The following is an 18,256-nucleotide window of genomic DNA, read 5'->3' on the forward strand; positions in this document are numbered from 1 at the left end:
TAGTTGGCGAATAGGCTGTCCTCAGCGAGCCCACTCACCCAGCACTCAGAAGTCATTTTTATCAATCAGTTAAGTAGTCGATCAGTTACTAAACAGGCGAACGTGCGCTTTCACATGCACCGCCGCCAAAACATCCACAATAGGGACATAAGAAGACATCTGGTCAATATCGCCAATTTCGGCAATATCGCAGAACTTCTCGATGTCGTGGTTTAATTCAAACAAGATATGCTGAGTGTCGAAATGGGTAACGCGCATCAAACGCATCGCCGCACTTAATATCGTCATCGCCACGCCATATTGGTGCATCACCACCACTTCGCGCTGCCCAATCCCCTGTGCGGCCATCACCACCGCCTGAGTAACCGGGTAAGTCCCTGCGGTATTGCCATTTTTTATCTGTTCCAGCCACCAGCTGATCAGCGGATGCTCCACCACATGGATTGACATCTCCGCCAGTTTTTTCCCCATTCGGGTTGCCATCAGGCGGCTTTCTTCATTGAGTTTGCGGTTATTCACCGCCCAATCAGCACGGATAATACCGTCACGATCATCGGCTACTACAGCCCGATGGGCAGCAACTACCCCCATGCCATCACAACTAGCCGCTTGTTTTAAGGCGGTTAACACGAAGCCTTTTAACGTCGGCACGTCGCGTACCACGCCAGTTTGAATGGCGGACTCCACGCCATTGGAAAACGTGAAGGCCCCGACCGGCAGTACGGAATCACCAAATTGCATGATACGAATCAGATCTGATGCATTCATTGCGGTGCCTCCCTGCCAGAATCAGTGTTTATGGTCGTGGTCGCCGTGGCTATGACTGTGGTCGTGGTCATGGCTATGTGTATGCCCATCGCCGTGGGAATGAATCGCGTGAACATGTAAGCCGGAGCCATGAGGTTCATCCAAAGGGCTGGCGACATGCACATGAGTATCGGTATCTTCAGCCCCGCCAAATAGCAGGCGCGCTTCAGAATTACTGAGTAACGGTAGAATTTCCGCCCCTTTAACAAAACGGAAAGGTAAATGCTGGAAGCCGTGGGTTCTCATCACGGAATCCATCATGGTGGTGGCAACCGTCAGAGGCACATAGACCTCGTTATTTTTCGTCACTGCTTTCCAGTGCTGGTTACCCAGTGCGTGCCCCAGCTCAAAGCAGGTTTTAATCAGTTCATCCGGAGAACGGCTTTTCAGTTCACTCAGATCGATAACCATGACATCGCGCAAATTGATTTGTACCACCACCGCGACATTGGTTTTTTCATCCCACGCCAGCACATCTCCATCAGCCAGAACGACGTGTCGGTCGAGCGAAATACCCAGATCTAACCCCTGCGTACTGAGTTTACGGCAACGGCTTTTTTGCGCTTCCCGTTGATCCAAAACCAAGAGATCAAAAGTGGCGTCTTTGAGTTTCTCTTGCCAAACCGGATCTTTTTTCACATTGCCAAGAATGTGCTCTATCAAAATCATGTATTGACTCCTTGCCTGTATTTTTGGCAAAAGCCAGTTGCCCACAGTAATGAAATCCGTTTCTGTGCCACACATCCCGGCCATCGTTGGTCGCCCCATCCAACAACCAGATGACACTTACCATGAGCAAACTGAATGCTTAATAAACTGGATTTGAGTCCAGATTTATCCGTTAACCAAAGCCTTTATCAACCAAAGCTCTTATTAACCAAAGCCCTTATTAACCAAAGCTCTTATTAACCAAAGAAGTAGCGTTGGTTCATCGACGCTGTATCAATAGGCTCACAGGTGGCATGTACGCCATTCACTTTCACCGCAAAGGTTTCAGGGTCCACTTCAATGTTTGGTGTTTGGTCATTACGCACCAGGTCATGTTTAGAAATGGTACGGCAGTTTTTAACCGCAATAACCTGGCGATCCAGCCCGGCTTTCTCTTTCACACCGTCATCCAGCGCAGCCTGAGAAACGAAGGTGACGCAGGTGTCTTGCATGGTTTTACCCATGGCGCCAAACATTGGACGATAGAACACCGGTTGTGGAGTTGGTAATGAGGCATTCGGATCCCCCATTGCCGCCCAGTTGATCATGCCGCCTTTGATAACCATCTTAGGTTTCGCACCAAAGAAGCGTGGATCCCACAACACCAGATCGGCCATTTTGCCCACTTCAACTGAACCGATGACATGGCTGACACCTTGTGCAATCGCTGGGTTTATGGTGATTTTTGCCACATAGCGCAGGACGCGGAAGTTATCGTTACCCGGCGCATCTTCTGGCAATTTGCCGCGTGATGCTTTCATTGCGTTAGCCGTTTGCATCACACGCAGCCAGTTTTCCCCAACACGCCCCATGGCTTGTGAGTCACTGGAGAACATGGAGATAACCCCCATATCGTGCAGAACGTTTTCTGCCGCGATGGTTTCCGGGCGCACACGGCTTTCGGCAAAGGAGACGTCAGCAGGCACATTCGGGTTGAGGTTATGACACACCATGATCATGTCGAACAGTTCGGCCTGGCTGTTAACCCCGTATGGCAGGGTTGGGTTAGTCGAACTTGGTAGTACGTTAGGCTGGCTGGCAACACGGATGATGTCCGGCGCATGGCCCCCGCCCGCACCCTCGGTGTGGAAGGTATGGATGGTGCGGCCTTCGAAGGCATCAATGGTGTCTTCTACATAACCACATTCGTTCAAACTGTCGGTATGCACGGAAACCTGAATATCCATTTCATCCGCCATCCGTAATGAATGACGCAGGGCATTAGCTGTCGCGCCCCAGTCTTCGTGAACTTTATAGCCGACAACACCGGCAATCGCCTGTTCCAACAGCGGGCCACGGCCATAAGAGTTACCTTTACCCAGAATACCCACGTTGACTGGCAGCCCTTCAACTGAGCGCAACATCTGACGAATATTCCAAGGGCCAGGTGTCACTGTAGTCCCATTAGTACCGTCGGTTGGGCCAATCCCACCACCAAAGAAGGTTGCCACGCCATTAGATAGCGCATGATAAGCCTGTTGTGGGGAGATTAAGTGAATGTGGCTATCAATACCGGCGGCGGTCAGAATCAAATGCTCACCGGAAATAGCGTCGGTGCTTACGCCCACGACCATGCCGGGAGTCACGCCATCCATCACCCCTGGGTTACCACTTTTACCGATACCGGCAATTTTACCATCACGGATACCGACGTCGGCTTTGATAACCCCTAAACGAGCATCAACGATAGTGACGTTGGTTATGACTAAATCCAGTACACCGTTATCGCGGGTCAGATGGTTATTCGCGCCCATCCCGTCACGCAATGACTTGCCCCCACCGTAAACCGACTCTTCACCATATCCACGCAGGTCTTTTTCGATTTCGATAAACAGATTGGTGTCACCCAAACGGATTTTATCGCCAGTCGTTGGGCCAAATAGACCCGCGTATTCTTGCCGAGAAATTTGAGGCATCTGTCGCTCCTTTCTTTTTCCGGTACGCGTAACCTTCATCTTTCAAGTTGCAGGTGTGTTAGCTACACTCGCTCACCCGAATCACTTACCTGTGTAAGCTCATCGGAACTCTCTCGTTTGCCGCCTTCCTGAAACTTGAAATCTATTGGTTATAGCTAATTACACGTATGCGAATTTCGATGATTTTTAGTTAGGTAAGGTGTCATTTAGACGATTTGAAACCACGTTCAGCCGCACGACGAATAGCCTCTAGCTTATCCGGACGTTCGCTATTGGGAACGACGCCTTCACCGGTCCAACCATCCACCAGGTTGTTAAAGCCATATAGTGTTTGCTTACCACCAAAAGGAATCAGCGGAACTTCGGTTTCATCACCGGGTTCAAAACGGATGGCGGTTGTTGAAGAGATATTCAGCCTTTTTCCGTAAGCCGCAGCACGGTCAAACTCCAGTGCCCGGTTAGCTTCAAAGAAGTGGAAATGTGAGCCCACCTGAATTGGCCGGTCACCGGTATTGCGAACTTTTACTTTGGTAACGGGCTTGTTTTCATTAAAGGTGATCGGTGTATCGGCTAAAATGCAACCACCCAATGGGGTATTTTGTTCTGCATTATCTTTAGTGCTTTTCTTTGCGCTCATGCTTTGATCCTCTGCAAAATTCAGTTCAGGTTTTTACTCGCATGTTGCCGTCACTCATTTGATAGGGTCGTGCACTGTGACCAAACGGCTACCGTCGGTAAAAATTGCTTCGACCTGAACATTCGGAATCAGATCAGCCACCCCGTCCATCACATCATCTTTTGTGAGAACTTTACTGGCTTCTTTCATCACATCCTCTACGGATTTGCCATCTCTGGCCCCTTCCATTGCAGTCACTGTGATAATAGAAACGGCTTCCGGATAATTGAGTTTCAAGCCACGCGCTTTGCGTTTGAACGCCACATCAGACAGCGTGTAGATCATGAGCTTTTCAACTTCTCTTGGGGTGAGCTGCATAAGCCCTCCTGTATCTGGTTAAGAAAGTGAAAGTGAGAAAAACAACCTACTAGCCTTATAACTTGCCTTGCCTATAAAGGTTATCCCTTGTTATTGCTGATAAAAGTAGGTTTTTGACGCCTGTTAAATGAGAATATTTCAGAATTGAAGCGTATCCTCCTGTATATCCTGTGAGATTCTTCGTTTGAATTCTGACTTTACATTTTTATTACTATCAATCTGCTGCCAGATATTTATTCTGTAACCTTTAATATCGCGAAACAGACTAAAAACGACGGCCACTGTCCCTTCCCATCGCAAATGACCGCGACAGGCTATAGGGCATTATCCCGTTAGGTTTATTTGTATGATGATTTTTCCGGATAGGTATTTTTTACCGCTTTTAGTTATCTCAAGCAACCGTGAATTAGTGTTTATTAATATTTTTTTACTAAAATAGAAAAGCATTACTGCAATTATCCACAGTAAAAAATATAGTGAAGAGCTAATTAATCGTTTGCGTTCTATAGCTAATGCCATAGCTATTGAATCCCTTTATTTAACACCTAACTTCAGTAGGTTTTTTTGTAATAGAGATACCGTTAAATCCACCGATTGCTATAAAAATCGTCTATGATCAATATAGACCAAAACCTGAAAAATTCATCATTAATTGCAGATTTAATAAAAATTGCTATATGCAACAATACATGAAATGTAAAATATAAAGTGAAATCAATAAGTTATGGTTAATTTCAAGAGAGTTTATATTTGCCGCAAATAAAGTAAATAACGTATTCGCATTGAAAATTTATGCAGAAAAAAACCATAAAATAAAAACAAATCAGTACAAATTACAAGAGCACTCACTTTATGTAATAGTGTATAAAAATACATCACTACGTCAAAAAATGAGTTTAAATTAACCAAGGGATATATTTACCAGCCAATCATCTGCCGGTGAAAAGTTCTCTACCCGCTGTGTTAACGGTTATTCCATCACGTGGTGAATATCTATTTTTATCTATTTAAAAGTAATATAATCTCCATCAATACATTTATAATATGATACTAGTTAAAAACTACTCGCCCAGAGTTCTATTATCACGTCACATTATTATTTTATTGTTAAGATTTTATTTACCTCTAATTAATCATCATTGAATTCACCCTGTTTTTATCATCGCCAAACCAAGATGAGGCTTAACCACTGGCCGTGGATAAAGAGGTTTTTCACTTTCTCGCTCAGGTATCCATATACGTGAGCACACCTTTTCCAATAAAGATTTATTATGACTGAAAACAATTAGGCCTAACGGCCGACGAGCTGCTTCTTCCAATAACACTTGCCAAATTTGAGCCTGAATATGAGCATCAAGTTGTGCGGTGACTTCGTCGGCAATTAAATAGCGGGTCCGTGGGTCCAGGGCGCGCAGCAGAGCAATTCGCGCGAGTTCCCCACCAGATAATTCATCAGGTCGGCGTTTTAGCCAAACCGGGTTTACTGCCATTCGTTCAAGCCATTGTGCATCGGGTCGCCAGGCATCGTGCAAACTCTCGCCGGTTGTCCGGTAAGGATTGAAACTTTGTTCAGGATGTTGTGGCACTAATTGAACCGGACAATAACCTTTTTTAGCCAGTGGTGCGCCGCCTATTAGAATTTGCCCAGATGTTGCCGACTGCCATTGTGCTAATACTCGCCCCAAGGTGGTTTTGCCAAACCCACTGGGTGCGGAAATTCCCAATCTCTCTCCCTGTTTCAACGAAAATGAGACCGAATCCCATAGCCGTTTTCCCCCTTGATCAATGGTCAGATTATCGACACTAAACATACTCAGCCACCTCCGCCGGTGACATTTTCTGGCTGACAAACTGTTGCTCCGGCAAAGCCGCCCAAAGTGACTGTAACCACGGGCTGCCGCCGTTATTTTTCAGCTCTTCAGCGCTTAGCGTTTCGTGTAGTTCGCCTTGATGTAATACCGCAATCTTATCGGCAAAGCGCGCCGCCAGAGCTAAGTCATGAGTGACCCATAAAATGCCGCGCCCTTGCTGACAAAAAGCGCGTAAATGGGTCAGTAGCTGGCAAGCATGCTCATCATCGAGCCATGAAGTCACTTCATCCGCCAGAATATAACGAGCATTAGTTAGGGTTGCACAACTGGTCAGCACCCGTTTTGCCATGCCGCCAGAGAGTTGTCGAGGGAAGTCATGAACCAACCCCGGTGCGAGATTGTAGGTTTGCAGTTGCAGCGCGACATCTTCCAGCCGCAATTTTACCCCGCTGAGTTGGGCGGCTCGGGTCATCTGTGACCCCACTTTTATCAGAGGATTCAGGGCGCTAACCCCTTGCGGGACATAACATAAGGTCTTGCCGCGCCGTTCAATTTTATCTTGGGCGCACAGAACTTCACCATCCAGAATAATCTCACCACGGCAACGCATGTTTTCTGGTAACAAGCCCAATACACTTTGCAGTAACAGGCTCTTCCCTTCACCACTCCCCCCGACCAACGCGACCAATTCCCCTGGGTTTACTTCCAAAGAAATATTATTCAGCAAAGGGTGCCAGCTTTTCCGACCTAGCCAGCGATAATGGGCAACATCAATGGCAAACCTTGAAAATCTCAGCATCAGGCTATCCTCACCCACAGTTGTTGCAGTGCTCGGGCAAACTGGTCAAATATCAGTACCAACCCGACCAAAATCAGGCCAGGGAAGAATGCCAGCCACCATGCTCCACTGCTCAGATAACGAAGTGCATCGGCCAATAAAATCCCCAATGACGGCTCATGAGGAGACAACCCAAACCCTAAAAAACTCAGTGCCGCACTATGTAACACCGCATGGGGGAACATCAGCAACGTGCCAACAATCCATTGTGGTAGTAATAACGGTAGCAGATGATGACGCCAACGGTAAAAATTACTATTACCTAATCGATGTGAGAGCATCACATAATCAGTTTCACGAATACGTAAAATCTCGGCGCGCAAAATCAAGGCAAGTTTTGGCCAGTGAGTTAATGCCACCGCCAAAATAACGCCGTGCTTCCCTCCTCCCAAAGTGAAACAGATCAGTACCAATAAGAGTAAATGCGGTAAAGCCAGCATACTGTCAATCAATCCACGAATCAGATAATCCAGTGTTTTATTTATTGAACATAAGCTGGCGGTGAGCATCGCCAACAGGCCACTGGCAAAGGCAGCAATCAAACCAATTTGCAGGCTGGTAGTCATTCCCTGAAAACAGCGCAACCACAGGTCACGCCCTAAACTGTCGGTGCCAAACCAATAAGCGGGTGACGGCGGTTGGCGGCGAGCCATTAAATCCATTGGAATTTCAATGGGGTATATTGCCCATCCGTAAACGACCAATGTAGCTAATAGTGCTAAGGAAACAAAAAGCCGGAATAAAGCTCGGTTTGGGTTATAAGTCATAATTGCCGTGCGGCCCCTCTATTCAAGCGGTGTAACAGGGCATTGGCGATGCTGTTACCACAAAAGACCAAGATGGCGCAAAACATCACAATCCCCATCAATAACGGAATATCGCCGTGTAACCCGGCATCAATGGTCGCCTGCCCCAACCCAGGGTAAGCAAAAACTTTCTCCGCTAATAAAGATCCACCCAACAATTCGCCCACCGAGGCAAATTGCAGGCACAGCGCGGGGGTAATGGCATGGCGCAAAATATGGAAATTGACCAATGGCCACCCTTTATCCCCCTGCGCTTGTGCATAGCGAATAAACTCACTGTTCATCACTTCAGCCACCCTGGCACGGGTATGCAGCGCAATATTACCGACCCCCAGTAATCCTAGCGCCAACATTGGCAAAATAAGATGATGCAGCTTGTCACTCCAACTGGCTGTTTCTGCATTACTCCCTGGAGTCCACGCACAGCAAATCGGCGCCCAGTTCAGTTTCACTGCAAATAATGACAGCAGTAATAGGCCAATCCAGAAAGTCGGCAATGAGGCTAATAAATAGGACAGACTTGAGATAACACGATCCGGCCAGCGGTTAAGATAGCGCCCCGCCGTCAACCCGAGTAATAACCCGACAATGCCGGAGAATAACCATGCCGAAAATAGTAACGCGAACGAGGTAGCAAAACGCTCTCCGATAACGTGTGAAACCGGCGCGTTATATAACATCGAATAACCGAAATCCCCTTGTAATACTTGGGTAAACCAATGTAGGAACCGCTGCCACAAAGGTAAATCCAGTCCCCAACGTGCTGCAATCAGTGGATACTGCTCCGGTGGCACATGCAGTAAATCACTGCCGATATAGGCGCGTATTGGGTCAACGGGAGAGAAACTCAGTAGCGTAAAGGTGCCTACTGCCGTGACCAGCAGCAGGCAAGCTAAACGCAGGGTAAATAGCGAAATCCCCTTCATTACTGACAGGTCCATTTCCAGCTATCGAGGCTATTAAGCAGTGACCAAGAGCCGTGGATTTCCGGCGCACCTTTGCCTAAATCGACACAATTATTGGCCAGATATGTATGCTGAATATTCAGTAACCATGCCCATGCCGCATCGCCCCGAATACCGGTACCGGTGGTGCCGTCCCAATCCACTTGTTGCCAAAATGGCACGGCTTGCTCCCAAGTTTTGGCATCCAGCGCTTGTTGCAGATGTTTATCAACCACCGGGTTCTGGTAGTAGCCCGGATTATAATATTCCACCCCCGCAGCTTTGCTGCTGTAGTGGTGATACAACTCCATCGGGTCAAGGCTGCCCCAACCAAACAAGGTCGGGTTGGCGTGCATATTCCGTTCTACCGTTTCCCAGCTACCGGATTTCAAATCAACCTCAATACCGATAGGTTTGAGCATGGAACGTACCGCCTGCGCTAAGTCGCGGCGAGTGGTATCACCGCTGGCATACCAAAGTGTGATTTTAGCCGGAACACCATTTTTCTCTCTGATACCCGCGCTGTTCAACTTCCAGCCAGCCTGTTCCAGTATCTGTTTGGCTGTTTCAATATCACCATCTTTGATGGCTGAGTCCGGATTATTCCATGGCAACCCCTGCACGCCGCTATAGGCAGGGATGGCATGGCCTTCCATGATTTGGTCAGCCAGCAGTTGGCGGTCAATGGCGTAGTTAATCGCGCGACGAATCGCGACATCGGCGGTGACATCATTACCAATTGGGTAACCTTGTGCATCCTTTTTACCCGCTGGCGCGGTCGGGAACACAATGCCTCGGTTTTCCACGCTCGGTCTGACCCATAATTTCATGTTATTAACCGGGCCAACTGCCATTGATGGAGGAATACGAACTATGCCTAACTGCCCACTTTGCGCGGCAGCAAAAGCGCTGTCCTCATCAAGAAACACAAAAATCAGCTTGTCGAAATCATTTTTGTTGCCCGCATAATAAGGGTTTGCTTCGACAATCATTTGTTGACCCGGCTGGAAGCTCACTAAGCGGTATGGGCCGGCACCAATAGGTTTTTGCGCATAGGTTTTAGCATCATATTTATCCGCTGAAACAATCCCCAGTGAACCCAATACGTTCACAAAGGTGCTTTGTGGCGCTTTCAATTGAATGCGAACATTAAGAGGGTCAATGACTTCTGCACTGACGAAGTTACCCATATCAACCTTGCCGCCACTGGCAGCCGCATTGTTGTAGGTAAACGCCACATCTTTGGCGGTCAGAGGCGAGCCGTCGGAAAATTTGAGGTCTGGTTTGAGTGTCAGAGTCCAGGTTTTGCCGTCATCACTGGTTTTATAATCGCTAAGTAAAAAACCATTCCAACTGAGATCTTCATTTTGTTTGAGTAACGGGCTGTGCAGCAGAAGATAACTGCCATGACTCCAACCGAGCATGGGATCAAAACCTTCGGTTGGCTCGTCACCAATAGCCAGTTGTAGTGTGTGAGTTGGCGTTGCAGCACTGACTGGAACAGAAAAAGCACTTAATAGAGCGGCTGTCAGCAAGGTATTTCGGAGCCATAGACGTTTAGACATGAATCATCCTTTGATAAATTAGCTAGCGAATATAAGGCATTGCCTGTCAGACAAAGATTCAACAAGTAATTAAGCGTAGCACTAAACATTAATATGGGTAATGTGCATCTTATTTAGCATTAATGACTAATTTTCCACTCACTTATTAGATATTTAAAGCATTTATGTGACAAATATCAGGTTTAGATGAGGCAAATCAAAAAAAACCAAGGTAGAAATAAAATGCCTTATAAATAAAATTGATCTACATCTATAAAAGTTAAAAAAAATAGAGAGATTAAAATGATAGAAATAATCTTTAAAGGGCGGATTAACAACAGAATCACCTATTAGTCAGAGTTCACCAAGAGATATAACCTATTAGTTAGGCTGCTTACTAGTTAAGTAGGCTTAATCAAGCAGATAAATGATATCTTAATCCCTTTAGATATTATTGTTTATTTAAAATAATCAGAAAGAATGGCCAATAATAAGGTAAACCCCAATCGAGGATGAGTATCCACTGCTTGAAACTTACCATAACAGAAGGGAGAAGAGAGTGATTAGGTAGACATTCCTGAGTATAGAAATGTCTTTAATAACCAATCTTAAATTGACTGTTTTTTATTCACCACCCAACATTGAACGTAAAATAGCGCCTGCATCATCAGGGGGAAGTTTCAATATTTGGCTGTACATATCAATAGACATATCGCAGATCTTTTCACGATCGACATCAGGGCTGGCAGGGTTTGAGAACATCTGCAAATCATCTCCATACTGTTGCTGCATTCTCACCACAATAATACTAAGCTTGTTCTCATGCTCTTGATTTTTCGGTTTTATAATCCCACCAGAGGAGGCTTTAAACAGACGGTTAATCGAGTCCAAATCACGTAATTGCAACTCTTTAGGTAGAGCTTTTGTGGCATTAACGCCCCCACTCACTTGTGGAAATAATGCCTTGAAACAAAGATGTTCGCTGCGATTATTGGCCTGATAATAACGCAACTCTTCCAGGATAATATTCATATAATCGATAACGTCTTTATCGGGTGCATGTCGGATTCGTTGTACGATTAGGCCTGAGACAGTCTGCTTCATCTCATCAATCAGTTGTTGCTCAGAATGTCCTTCTTTCTTTGATTTTAGGAAGTTGTCAATCAACTGATTATAAAGGTCTGGCTCTTGCTGTTTCAGTGTTTGGAAGACAGGATACCCTTCAAATGAACGCTCTATCTGCGCTCTATCAGTGCTTCGAAGCCCATTAGGATTAATATAATGATAATAAATAATATTCCCAACAATAATGGGGATAATAACCCATAAAATAGCGCCTAACTTGCCCAGTTTATTTCTGTTACGTAATCCTGTGGTGATAAGACCTAAAACTGCAGCAACACCAGCAGATATCAAGACCTCCGTCCAATTCACAACCCACTCCTTTATGTTATAAATATTAAAATAGTGAAACTATTTAACTGTGACTTATATTAAAAATCTTAATCAACTGCCAATCCGTCAGAATCAAGGCCTTTGCCGGAAAGCTCACTAGGGAGTTTGATACGTCATTTCGTAAAAATAATCACTAAATGGCAGTTCATAAATAGCATGAGTACTCTCCAATAGCGGGGGAAGAACCCTCGATTCACAGCGAGTGGAATCTTCAGTTGGATATTCGCGCTGGCAATAACCCCGTGGGCTATCAATAAAACCCATTTTAGGCGTTCGTTTGAGCACCAAAACTTTGCCCTCGCTAACTGCCGCCTGCGGTTCGATAAAGAAGAAACTGAGCTGCGATACGAACGCGGTGACAGCAATGGCGACCACGACCACCCACAGATAAACAGAACGCATACAGAATTCCTGCAATGGATAAAACCGCTATTACTCTACCAGCTAACTCGTTATAAGTGCCAAGAATAATAGCGGTAATAACAATGATACGAGGGATACAAAGCCAAACTCAAATAGAACAACCACAACTAACCACATCTGCATTTTCATTCGTGGAACCCACCAAAGGTAGCCCCTCATCACGCCATCCTGTCACCCCTCCTAGCATCTCTTTAACCGCGTAGCCAAGCTGACATAGATTGATTGCGGCACGATGAACACCATTACAGTGCGGCCCGGCACAATAAATCACAAATAGCGTGTCCATTGGATAATGAGAATGCAAAGTTGCCGTCATTAATCGATGGGGAATATTGATAGCTCCTGGCACATGAGCCGATGCAAATGCAGCCTCACTACGTACATCCACCAAAACAAAGTCCACAGTCCCCTGTTGCTGACTGGAGTAAACATCTGAACAATCCGTTTCAAATGCCAAACGCTGAGAAAAGTGCTGCAATGCCCGCCCTGGAGATGCGGCTGGAATCTGACTAACTAAACTACTCATATGATTTCTCCATTAAATAATCCGAAGCATCACTTTATGAAATGGTGCTAGCCGATTACAGTGGCAGAAATGACAATAAACCACTGAGATACGCCAATGAATCATTCAGCCACCGGGAGTGTGAAACAAGAGCCAGGTCTGGTCGCTACCTTGGCTTATGATGGTCTGTGCTTGTTTGAGTTTGGTATTGCACAGGAAATATTCGGTCTGGCTCGCCCAGAATTTGATTTCCCTTGGTATCAGCATCAAGTGGTTGGTGTGGATAAACACATTTCTGCGGCCAATGGTGGCCTACACATTCACGTGGATGCCGGGTTGGCTTTACTGGAACAAGCTAAAACTATTGTTATCCCCGGCTGGCGCAGTCCTGACGCTCTCCCTCCAACAGCACTTACCGAGGCTTTGCAACGAGCAGCTGCACGCGGCGCGCGTATTCTATCTATCTGTTCCGGTGTTTTTGTGCTGGCAGCGGCGGGATTATTGCACGGCAAAAGCGCCACCACTCATTGGCGCTATACCGACTATTTGGCGCAACGCTATCCCGATATTCATGTCGATGCGAATGTGCTGTATGTCGATGAAGGGCAAATTATCACCTCAGCAGGTAGCAGTGCCGGAATAGATGCCTGCTTGCACCTGATAACCCGTGATTTTGGTGCTCAAGTCGCCAATCAGGTAGCACGGCGATTAGTCATGGCTCCACAACGCCGTGGTGGGCAACAGCAATTTATTCCTACACCGGTCGCTAAAGCATCCCATCGGGATATGGCAAAACTGATGGAGCGAGTCCGTGGGCAGTTAGGCCAAAATTGGACCATCAGCCAAATGGCTGCCGAATTGGCGCTTAGTGAAAGAACCTTTTTGCGACATTTTTGCGCTACTACCGGTCAAACACCTAAAATATGGCTACAACACGAGAGAATGCACAAAGCGAAAGCGTTACTGGAAAGGGATCAGATTAATATTGCTGGCATTGCGGAGTATTGTGGATTTCAGACGATTGAAGGTTTTAGAAATGCATTTCGCCAAATAGTGGGTATTACGCCTGCGGTATATCGACGACAGTTTAAATATAATTAGCGTCACTATCTTATAAGAATAAAATTATATAAACCGTAGAAAGTAAAAAACCCCGCTATATAGCGAGGTTTTCTTATGACTGTATAAATTACAGTGCGACTACGTTTACAGCTGAAGGGCCTTTCTGGCCTTGCTCGATGCTGAACTCAACGTTCTGGCCTTCATCAAGAGTTTTGTAATCATTACCCTGGATTGCAGAGAAATGTACGAATACATCTTTGCTGCCGTCTGCAGGAGAAATAAAACCAAAACCTTTACCAGCATCAAACCATTTAACTAAACCAGTCATTTTATTAGACATAGGGTATTTCCTTCATTATTTTGTGCCAATAGATGGCAATTGAGGTCTGCTTATCAAGAGTTACTTATGGGGGCACTAAAGAAGGAAATTCGTCGGAGAAGTGATGTCTAAAAATATCGCTTTAACTAGGAACTACTTTACTTAAATGGCTTACATAAATAGGTCTGTACTACAAACCGATGAAGCTATTAACGCATGCTGAGATATTAATAGCAAGGCTTATTTATTTCGCACATTAATGAATGATGAAAACGAATTATGATAAAACTAACATTGATATGGCTTACATCGGCAATAAATGACACATTCTAGCGGATGAGGTTATGCTCAGATTTCGCTATACTGCCACTGAAAATCGGAAGCCGTCATAAAGGAAAAGCAATGACAATGCGTGAGATTGAAGTAAAGTTTCTTAATGCAATGAGCGAATTGCAGTCAACTTTTGAGAAGCAACATCAGACATGGCAGGCCAGTTACAACGCGCTGCAACATGAACTGGAACAGTCAAAAGCACGAGAAGCTGCATTGCGGGCTAAAAATGATATGCTGCTGAGAAAGCTCAACACAGCTAATACCTTGCCTGAACAACATTCACTGGTCAGACAGATCAAAATGCTAGGTGCACACCTTGATGCATTGGCGAAAGATGCCGCCGCGTTTAATCATCATCTGAATAATCAGCAGAAAAACAGCGATAATTTTAGTGGCGATAATCAGTAAACACTTCGTTAATTTATCGATAGCGGCGGCTGAGCAGCCTGATAATTTTACGTTGTCAATTTCACCTTTTATGGCGCAAAGAAACACTACATGACGTGGATAATTATTGCTGTTTTGATCGTGGTTTTTATTGTGGGTTATCGTGTACTGACTTCAGATACCCGCAAGGCCGTAGATACACTAGCTAATTTACTGAAGATAAAACCGATTTATATTGAATCCATGCTGCAAGAGATGGGGCAGCGTCAAACACAAATGTTTATTCGCTCCACCAGCAATGGCTATGCTGAAGATGTCAGAAAGGCAGCTTATCTGGTTTTTATCTACCAAACCTTTATCAAAGATCCTTCCGATGAAAATGTGATGCAATGGCGAAATACGCTCATTCGTTCGCATATTTCCCCCATACTAACTGCTGAACATACTGAAGCGGCTTTGTTCTATTTTGCTGAACTGGATTTGGATGCTTTCGAATTAGCGCAATTTCGCCGCAATTATAATCTGCAATTTAATCAGGAAGCTGACGCCGTATTGCATTGATAAAGGCATTACGGCGCGACGAAATTAATGGCGGCAAAGGCGGGAAAACTTTACGGGAACATGCTGTTTAGGTAGCGCAATAACATTTCTCTTGAGCTAAATCCGTGGGCGATACCGTAGCGATCTTCTGTTTCTCCCGCGAGATAAAGCGGAAACTCCAGATACTTGTCACTGATGCGAAGTGTTGCTGTCGGTGTGGCAAACAACAAACTTTTATCTTTTTGCGCCGGGTGGATAACCAATGCTGTCCTGCCCATGCGAGCTTCCCGGTTGACATAAACGTAATGCTCCGCTTTCCGATAACCGTAAGCCTGATCAACAGTATAATCCCGCTCAAAACCGGCATTCTCCAAGACCCTAGCCACTTCATCTGGCCGTAAATACATTTATTTCCCCTCTTTTTAACTACTATTGAGCGACCTTACCGTAATAAATAAGGGAAACCACGTATTTATTGGCTCAAAGCGACTATTTCGGAATAGTCTACACGCCATCAAGCCGAGCGGCATTATCCCGACGCTGTTGTTGCTGTAATAACCGCAAGGTGAGCAACACCCCGAAGGCCACCATCAAGGCGGCCCCCAGATAAATTGCCGGTATGCCGAATTGACCAATAGCCAACCCCGCCAATGGGCCGGTAATCCCCAGCCCCAAATCAAGAAATGCGGAATAGGTGCCAAGCGCGGTGCCCTGATTCTGCGGTTCCACTTGTTTAACTGCCTCAACGCCCAAGGCAGGAAAGACCAGCGAGAAACCGGCACCGGCCAGAAATGCACCGACTTGAACCATCCAAGGGGCTCCCGCCCCCCAAATCAGCAACAAACCGACGATTTCTATCAAAAAAGAAACCGCGGTCACTTTCAAGCCACCGTGGCGGCCAATGCTGTTGCTGAATAGCAAGCGGATACCGACAAATGCGACACTAAATAAAGTCAGGGAGAATGCAGCACCGCCCCACCCTTTGTCGGCATAGAAAAGTGTAATAAAGGTGGCAATCACCCCGAAACCCACGGTACCAAAACCCAGCCCCAAACCGTAAAGCCAGATCTTCCCCAGTACTGCGCGAAAAGCAATGCGTTTGCCCGTTACCACCGAAACCGCTGCTTTACGGCTGGCTAACACTAGCGCCAACAACACGGCAAGGCAGATAAGCCAGGCGATACCCGCTAATCCCCAATGTAGATTAAGATAAACACCAAGCGGGGCACCTATCGCCATCGCGCCATAAGTTGCCACGCCATTCCAGGAAATAACCCGCGCCGTATGGATAGACCCCACGACACCCATGCCCCATAAGGTCGATCCGGTACTGGCAAAACTTTCGCCTACTCCCAGAAAGAATCGGCCAATTACCAACATCAACACACTGATTAATGGCTGGTTCTCCGACCAAAAAGCCAAGCCGCAGAATATCCCGCTAATCCCGCAGCAGCTCAAACCGAATAACACGACTTTTTTTGGCCCTAATAAATCAGCATATCGCCCGGCATGTGGGCGGCTAACCAAAGTGGCAAAATATTGGGCGCTGATAACCAAACCGGCCAGCAGTGAACTGTAACCCAAATGGTTATGAACAAAACCGGGTAATACCGCCAGCGGCAGGCCAATTGTCAGGTAACAAACAAAAGTAAAAATAACAATCGAGAGGATACGTTTATTGATTTGGCGAGTACTAAGTGGCGCACTATTCACCACCGCAGGGGCTGAATCAGTAGACATAAACAGGGCTCAAACAAAAAAGAACGTGTTCTCACAATACGCCGATCAGCTTTCAGTCTGAATCAAATATGTATAATAAAATATTATTTACTTATTATTCCGTGCCTGCTGATGCTCACGCCACAGTGACGGAGTCATCCCCTTGACCCGCATAAACTCACGGTTGAAGTTAGATTTAGTTTGAAACCCTGCCTCCAACATAATATCGATCACCGGCAGATCGGTTGTCGCCAATAACTGCGCAGCTTGTTCAATGCGTAACTGATTGACATATTGTGAGACATTTTGCCCGGTTTGCTGATTAATCGCCTGGGATACTTTTCGTGTGGGTACCCCGACTTTACGTGCCAATTTAGATAAGTTGAGTTGGCTGTCCAGATACAGATTATGGTGTTTTAAGGTCGATAAAATAGTTGCGAACAATTCATCCAGCGGTTCGCTCTCCGGTTTACCATTTACTGCTACCTCGGTGATAGGATCAGCACGATGAGCGCTGGTGAACAACGTGTAGCACATTACCAATGTAATCAATAAATTACTGATACTGACTATCACCCCTGCTTGATTTCCGGCAAAAAAGGCATAGTCCACACTGATAATGATGTCGCCCACCCCAGACCCCATTAGCAAGAGAGCCATCAGTAACCATAAACGATAGCTGAGCCAACTTTTTTCTAACGAAACCTGTTGTAAGCGATCCTCTCCGGGGCGCAAATAAAGCAGTACTGCCGCGCCATATAGCAAATAGCTAATAATCACAACCGCATCAAGCCACTGTGGTGCCAACCATACACAAACCACGGTACCAATAGGTGCCAGGCAGTGTTTCCACCATTGCCCCATCCCCACATTCCCTTTCGCGGTGCTTAATAAAGCTAAATAGGTCAGTGGCGGAATAGTCATGGCAACTATCGGTTGTAGGCCATTAAACAGAGTCAGGTGATAACCATAGCGCAACCCAATCAGAACACTTTGTAATGCACAAACCAACAATAGCAACAGCAGGAAAACGCCTTGCCGATGGGCTCTAATCAAATAAAAAAACAGACCAAAACATAATAAAGACAGTAGAAAAGAGACCGGGATCAGCGGCATACCATTGCCTTAACAAATAGATATCGTGA

General features: G+C 46.0%; 20 protein-coding genes. 3 read left to right on the top strand and 17 right to left on the bottom strand.

Features of this window, described 5'->3' with window-relative positions; translation table 11 throughout:
• Positions 1–81: 81 nt before the first annotated feature.
• The 13 genes from QSV56_RS20020 to QSV56_RS20080 form a co-directional block, all read right to left on the bottom strand.
• A complete protein-coding gene (locus QSV56_RS20020; protein WP_005164256.1) occupies positions 82–768 on the bottom strand; it encodes an urease accessory protein UreF in 687 nt (228 codons plus the stop codon).
• Between the two features lie 21 nt (positions 769–789).
• Positions 790–1,476 (bottom strand): urease accessory protein UreE, encoded by a 687-nt coding sequence (gene ureE / locus QSV56_RS20025; protein ID WP_046694650.1) that lies wholly within the window; start codon positions 1,474–1,476, stop codon positions 790–792.
• 236 nt (positions 1,477–1,712) lie between these two features.
• Complete coding sequence (locus QSV56_RS20030) at positions 1,713–3,431, bottom strand: urease subunit alpha (protein WP_019082132.1); 1,719 nt, start codon at positions 3,429–3,431, stop codon at positions 1,713–1,715.
• 202 nt (positions 3,432–3,633) lie between these two features.
• The gene (locus QSV56_RS20035; protein ID WP_019082131.1) at positions 3,634–4,068 is read right to left on the bottom strand and encodes an urease subunit beta; all 435 of its coding nucleotides are present in this window, start codon (positions 4,066–4,068) and stop codon (positions 3,634–3,636) included.
• 54 nt (positions 4,069–4,122) lie between these two features.
• Positions 4,123–4,425: an urease subunit gamma gene (locus QSV56_RS20040; protein WP_002215288.1), complete on the bottom strand. Its 303-nt coding sequence runs from the start codon at positions 4,423–4,425 to the stop codon at positions 4,123–4,125.
• Positions 4,426–5,570: 1,145 nt separating this feature from the next.
• The gene (locus QSV56_RS20045) at positions 5,571–6,236 is read right to left on the bottom strand and encodes an ABC transporter ATP-binding protein (RefSeq protein WP_019082129.1); all 666 of its coding nucleotides are present in this window, start codon (positions 6,234–6,236) and stop codon (positions 5,571–5,573) included.
• A complete protein-coding gene (locus tag QSV56_RS20050; protein ID WP_005172992.1) occupies positions 6,229–7,035 on the bottom strand; it encodes an ATP-binding cassette domain-containing protein in 807 nt (268 codons plus the stop codon). Before QSV56_RS20050 ends, QSV56_RS20045 begins: the two co-directional genes overlap by 8 nt.
• Entirely contained in the window at positions 7,035–7,841 is an 807-nt protein-coding gene (locus QSV56_RS20055; protein ID WP_019082128.1) for an ABC transporter permease, read from the bottom strand. The genes QSV56_RS20050 and QSV56_RS20055 overlap by 1 nt, the downstream gene beginning before the upstream one ends.
• Positions 7,838–8,806 (bottom strand): ABC transporter permease, encoded by a 969-nt coding sequence (locus QSV56_RS20060; protein ID WP_019082127.1) that lies wholly within the window; start codon positions 8,804–8,806, stop codon positions 7,838–7,840. The genes QSV56_RS20055 and QSV56_RS20060 overlap by 4 nt, the downstream gene beginning before the upstream one ends.
• Positions 8,806–10,389 (bottom strand): ABC transporter substrate-binding protein, encoded by a 1,584-nt coding sequence (locus tag QSV56_RS20065; protein WP_019082126.1) that lies wholly within the window; start codon positions 10,387–10,389, stop codon positions 8,806–8,808. Before QSV56_RS20065 ends, QSV56_RS20060 begins: the two co-directional genes overlap by 1 nt.
• 603 nt (positions 10,390–10,992) lie before the next feature.
• Positions 10,993–11,802, bottom strand: coding sequence for a DNA gyrase (locus QSV56_RS20070; protein WP_301213489.1), 810 nt, complete (start codon positions 11,800–11,802; stop codon positions 10,993–10,995).
• 117 nt (positions 11,803–11,919) lie between these two features.
• On the bottom strand, positions 11,920–12,225 hold the full coding sequence (locus tag QSV56_RS20075; RefSeq protein WP_019082124.1) for a hypothetical protein: 306 nt from the start codon (positions 12,223–12,225) through the stop codon (positions 11,920–11,922).
• Between the two features lie 109 nt (positions 12,226–12,334).
• On the bottom strand, positions 12,335–12,772 hold the full coding sequence (locus QSV56_RS20080) for a rhodanese-like domain-containing protein (RefSeq protein WP_046050380.1): 438 nt from the start codon (positions 12,770–12,772) through the stop codon (positions 12,335–12,337).
• A gap of 96 nt (positions 12,773–12,868) precedes the next feature.
• Here QSV56_RS20080 and ftrA point away from each other — a divergent pair, with 96 nt between their 5' ends.
• Positions 12,869–13,852, top strand: a complete 984-nt coding sequence (ftrA, locus tag QSV56_RS20085) for a transcriptional regulator FtrA (protein WP_301213493.1) — start codon at positions 12,869–12,871, stop codon at positions 13,850–13,852.
• Between the two features lie 88 nt (positions 13,853–13,940).
• Here the strand turns inward: ftrA and cspA are convergent, their stop codons facing one another.
• Positions 13,941–14,153, bottom strand: coding sequence for an RNA chaperone/antiterminator CspA (gene cspA, locus QSV56_RS20090; RefSeq protein WP_002212220.1), 213 nt, complete (start codon positions 14,151–14,153; stop codon positions 13,941–13,943).
• Between the two features lie 381 nt (positions 14,154–14,534).
• Here cspA and QSV56_RS20095 point away from each other — a divergent pair, with 381 nt between their 5' ends.
• Together QSV56_RS20095 and QSV56_RS20100 are read left to right on the top strand one after the other, a co-directional pair.
• Complete coding sequence (locus QSV56_RS20095) at positions 14,535–14,873, top strand: MbeD/MobD family mobilization/exclusion protein (RefSeq protein WP_005164311.1); 339 nt, start codon at positions 14,535–14,537, stop codon at positions 14,871–14,873.
• Between the two features lie 90 nt (positions 14,874–14,963).
• Positions 14,964–15,413, top strand: coding sequence for a DUF1198 domain-containing protein (locus QSV56_RS20100; protein ID WP_019082121.1), 450 nt, complete (start codon positions 14,964–14,966; stop codon positions 15,411–15,413).
• Between the two features lie 50 nt (positions 15,414–15,463).
• On the opposite strand, the gene QSV56_RS20105 is transcribed toward QSV56_RS20100, so the two are convergent.
• From QSV56_RS20105 to QSV56_RS20115, 3 genes are all read right to left on the bottom strand, one after another.
• The gene (locus QSV56_RS20105) at positions 15,464–15,799 is read right to left on the bottom strand and encodes a DUF2002 family protein (RefSeq protein ID WP_005173008.1); all 336 of its coding nucleotides are present in this window, start codon (positions 15,797–15,799) and stop codon (positions 15,464–15,466) included.
• 97 nt (positions 15,800–15,896) lie between these two features.
• On the bottom strand, positions 15,897–17,132 hold the full coding sequence (locus QSV56_RS20110) for an MFS transporter (protein WP_046694647.1): 1,236 nt from the start codon (positions 17,130–17,132) through the stop codon (positions 15,897–15,899).
• Positions 17,133–17,219: 87 nt separating this feature from the next.
• Positions 17,220–18,227, bottom strand: a complete 1,008-nt coding sequence (locus QSV56_RS20115; protein ID WP_301213497.1) for an AraC family transcriptional regulator — start codon at positions 18,225–18,227, stop codon at positions 17,220–17,222.
• Positions 18,228–18,256 lie beyond the last annotated feature (29 nt).

Origin of the sequence: Yersinia sp. 22-579 (assembly GCF_030433455.1) — a bacterium.
GTDB lineage: Bacteria > Pseudomonadota > Gammaproteobacteria > Enterobacterales > Enterobacteriaceae > Yersinia > Yersinia enterocolitica.